Genomic DNA, 4,484 nt, shown 5'->3' on the forward strand with positions numbered 1-4,484 from the left:
CTACATTACCTGTTTCCTGACATTCTTTGATAATTTGCTCTTTAAACTCATCACTGTACTGATTTTTGCTACTCATTAACATCTACCCCCATTTCCTTATTAAAGGTTATCATATTAGACAGATTTTCTCCAAAGGTTTTGGGGGGCTAAATAGATAGTAATTTGAAAAGGGAGGATAAAAATATGATTAAGTATTCAGAACAAGAAATAATAAATAAAGTGAATTTTGCCTTATCAAACAAAAAAACCGAAGAGTTATATAAAGAGGGATTTTTAAATTACAAGGGAAAGACCAAAGATACAGAAGAATACTATACTGAGGTTATATCTCGAGAATTGATAATTAATAATTTTGTTAAACAATTGAATGAAATCCAACATATTAGTCGTTTAAATTACAGTGCAGGACATACAGGTGTAGTTACCACTTCCAATACTACTTCAAATAGAATTGAAGATAGAATAGCTATTGCATTATTTAATGCATCGAAAAATTTTGGTATTACTTTTGGAGAATTAGGAGAAATAATAGATTATCAAATACCTTTGAAGAAAACACAAAAGGATTATGGAGTAGGTGAAATTGACCTTATTAGCAAATCTAAGAACAGTATATGGTTAATAGAACTTAAGTATTATAAACACAAGGATAAAGAGGCTAATAAAGAAACTTTATTAAAAGCAGCATTAGAGATAGCAACATATTACCAGTGGTTAGATAAAGATAGTTTTTTAAAAAGTTATGATGATTTTAAGGGATATACGCAGGAACAAATAAAAAAAGCAGTATTAATTTTTAATGAAAATGAAAGAGATGAAGAATATTTGGAATTAATGAAAGGTGAAATGCCATTTCTAAAAAATTTACTTAAGCGATTGGATGTTAGTGTTTTTGATCTTGGAGTTGGTAAGATATGATAATAAGGTTTTTGGGTGGAGGAAGAGAGTTAGGGGGTAATTGTATTGAACTGACTTCAGAAAATAATTCGATTTTGCTGGATATAGGATTGCCAATAGAAAATGAGCAGGATGTAGAAGTTGATTTTAAAGATAATTATGATGGAATATTAATTTCACATACACATTTAGATCACTATTTAAGAATAAATAGTTTTAAAAACAAGCGAAATAAAGTTTATATTTCAAAACCTATGAAGGAGATTTTAGAAGTAAGTAAAATATTTACGAATGATAAATCTATTGATTATTTTGATGTTGCATTGTTTGAGAATGAAAGTTTTTATATAAAAGATTTTAAAATAACACCATTACTGCAGGATCACTCTTCTTTTGATGCAAGAGGGTTTTTAATAGAAGTTGAAGGAAAGGTTATATTCTATACTGGAGATTTTAGATTTCATGGGAGAAAGAAAAACTTAAAACAAGACTTAATTAAAAAACTTAAGAAGAAAAAAGTAGACATCTTAATTACTGAAGGAACGAATATTTTAAGCAATAAAAAGAACATTCCTGAAGAAGAAATACAACAAGAAATATATATAAAGATAAAAGAAACTAAAGGATTAGTAACTGCAAACTTTTCAACTCAAAATATAGATCGAATTGTCTCAATTTATAAAGCAGCAAGGAAAAATAATAGAACCTTAGTAGTTGATTTATATACTGCGTATTTATTAAGTAAACTAAATAATATATGTCCAAACATTCCTTGCCCATTAACACATTCCCATATTAGAGTGTATTACCCCAAAAACCAAATAAAAAAGTTGCTTATTTCAAAGATTAAAGAGCATAGGAGCATTTTAGAAATATTTAGACATAAAAGCATATACTTAAATGAAATAGCCTTAGAAGATGATAAATTTGTACTTCAACTACGTCCTTCATTTTTATATGAGATTTCAAGTTCTCTGAAACCAACTTTAAATATTTACTCGTTGTGGGAAGGATATTTAGAAAAAGAAGAATATAAAAAACTTAAATCTTATAGTGAAGAAAATGGGATAAAATTTGAAATAATTCATACAAGTGGGCATATTTCTCAAGAAGAATTAAAAAGATTTATAACAGAAATTAATCCAAAACATACATTTATAATTCATACTAAAGAAACTTCAGATGATGCAAGTTTTTTAGGAATTTTATATCCTCATAATAACTATAAGATTGAATTATAAGAGGTGTTACAATGGAAAAAAATTTGTTTTTATTGATTGATAATTCAAGTAGTATGTGGGATAGAGATATTAACACTTCATTAAGAAAGATAGATTTATTGAGAGAAAAACTTTTATCATTTTTACAAGGAAAAATGAGTGAATTTGAAGAAATATTTATATATAGTTTTGCTAATAGTTTGAAATATGAAGGTACCACAAACGATTTAAAAGAGATTGAAAAAACATTAAGACATATGAGTTATTGGGGAAGTAGTTCTCGTATATGGGATTCAATTAATAATTTGATAAATCAAATTCAAAATAAGAACAGATCAATTTTAGGTAGATACCTTATGGATGATAGAAAAAGTATTATTTTATGTGTAACAGATGGAGAAGATAATTCAAGTATAGGTACATATGAAGAAATAATTAATAAAATTTCAAAATTAAACAATATAGAAGTAATAATAATTGATTTAAGTGGTGATATAAAGAAAAACAAGAAAAGCAAAAGAAATGTATATATCGAAGATAAACTTGAGAAGATAGAAGAAATACTAAATGAAAATAAAAAAAACATGGATATTAACTTTTCTGTTGCAGTTCTTCCAATTGTTCCAACAAAAGAAGATGATATTGAAATTGTAAGGAAGATGCTCCTTAAGTCGATACCATATATTGAAAAATTAACTGGGCTTAGGTATTATCCTGTTCCAACTTTTATTGTTGATAAATATATGATTAAGGATTATATTGAAACAGAAATAATTGATAAAGATAATAATGAACTTGAGTTAAGAGAAGATATAAAAGAAATAATAAAATTTATTTTATCAGTATCTCTTACATTTCACACAGATGCATTTATACCAGAAAATATAGGCATGCAATTAAGGTCTACTGAATATGAAGATTTTCATAATTTATCAAAAGAAGGAATATTAATTTTAAAAGCTAGTGCAGAAACAGCTTATAATTTATCATATATTCTTAACGATAGATTTGATGTATTTTTTGAGGAAAGAAATAATAGCTATATTTACATTTCAGAACTATCGACTGTTAAGGATCCTATTATTAACTGCTACGATGATTTGAAATATATGGAGATGATTTTAAAAAGAATAAATGAAAGATATAGAAATGATATAAGCTTAAGTGGAGAATATTTTTATGTGTATGGAAATAGAGGTGCTAAACCTATACTTGAGATTTGGAGAAAATATACTTCAAATGCCCAGTTTACTAAGTTGGTTAAATGTGTTGATGAAATGGGGTATTGGAAAAAAGATCTTAAATCTATACTTGTTGCATTAGAGATAGCCATTAATATTATTTTTAATATGTTAAAAAGGATGAAAAGTGAATTAGTAAAGTATAAATCAATTGTTTCTACTATTCATACTTATGGAGTATATATTTTACCCACTATTGAAAAAAAACAGCTGATTAATAAATTAAAATCAAATGGATATCCTGAACATTTTTATATAAACAAAACAGGCGTGGTTCTATTATGCCTTGATGAGATTAAGAAAAGAATAGAAGAAGTATTACAAGAAGATGCTTCTTTAGATAAACAAAAACTAAAGGAAGATTTAATTCTTGCAACCTTAATACATGAACATACTCATGCTGCAGTATATGAAGGCTTAAATTACAACAGCAGCAGTATAATTTTCAATAATAGCAACTGGAGCAGCGGAAAAAGATTTAAAGCAGTTTCGGAAGGATTAGCAGAATGGGCAGAGTTGAATTATTTTCGCAACAACAAAGTAATGTATGATATTATATACAACCATGCAGTAAGCGGGGAGTTCCCCGACTGGCCGTATTCTGCTGCGGTGTTAATAGAAGATAGTTATTTAGAATTGGGAGATATAAAATACAAGGCATTGGTAGAATATTTTAGAAGAAATTATATAGAGGCTTATAAATTGCTTGTTGGGAGATAAATTATTAAATGGGTTTAATACATATAATTGATTCTTACTTTAATAAGTTGCGAATGTCAAGCAAAAAGTGGACCACTGTGCTGATAAAAAATTGAGCCACTAATGCTAGTTTAAAAGTGAGCCACCTTGCTCACTTTTGGCTCTGATAGCACTTTGCATAAATTAACCTTAACTATCACCGCCTCTTCGTTTTTTCAGACGCTGTTCTAGCCGATATGACGGCCCGTTCATATCCAGAATATAGGCCCTGTGAGTTAATCGATCTATTAGAGCGGCAGTTAACATAGTATCCGGAAAGATTTCTGTCCAACGCGAGAACTCCAGGTTGGTAGTAATGATAACGCTTCCCCGTTCATTACGCTCTGATAGTACATGAAATAGGAGTTCTGCCTGGGCCCGGTTAAAG

The 4,484-nt window shown here is 28.2% G+C and carries 4 protein-coding genes; 3 read left to right on the forward strand and 1 reads right to left on the reverse strand.

All coding sequences use genetic code 11. The features are described 5' to 3' along the window. Positions 1-183: 183 nt before the first annotated feature. Genes BUB92_RS10645 through BUB92_RS10655 form a run of 3 tightly spaced genes read left to right on the forward strand, consistent with a single transcriptional unit; the run spans position 184 to position 4,078 of the window. On the forward strand, positions 184-918 hold the full coding sequence (locus BUB92_RS10645) for a hypothetical protein (protein ID WP_073093522.1): 735 nt from the start codon (positions 184-186) through the stop codon (positions 916-918). Further along, on the forward strand, positions 915-2,138 hold the full coding sequence (locus BUB92_RS10650) for an MBL fold metallo-hydrolase (RefSeq protein ID WP_073093524.1): 1,224 nt from the start codon (positions 915-917) through the stop codon (positions 2,136-2,138). The genes BUB92_RS10645 and BUB92_RS10650 overlap by 4 nt, the downstream gene beginning before the upstream one ends. An 11-nt stretch (positions 2,139-2,149) precedes the next feature. Continuing rightward, positions 2,150-4,078, forward strand: a complete 1,929-nt coding sequence (locus BUB92_RS10655; protein ID WP_073093526.1) for a vWA domain-containing protein — start codon at positions 2,150-2,152, stop codon at positions 4,076-4,078. A gap of 168 nt (positions 4,079-4,246) precedes the next feature. On the opposite strand, the gene BUB92_RS10660 is transcribed toward BUB92_RS10655, so the two are convergent. Next, the coding region (locus BUB92_RS10660; protein WP_159432334.1) for an ATP-binding protein at positions 4,247-4,484 on the reverse strand (238 nt) is incomplete at its 5' end.

The organism is Thermosyntropha lipolytica DSM 11003, assembly GCF_900129805.1.
Taxonomy (GTDB): Bacteria; Bacillota; Syntrophomonadia; order Syntrophomonadales; family Syntrophomonadaceae; genus Thermosyntropha; species Thermosyntropha lipolytica.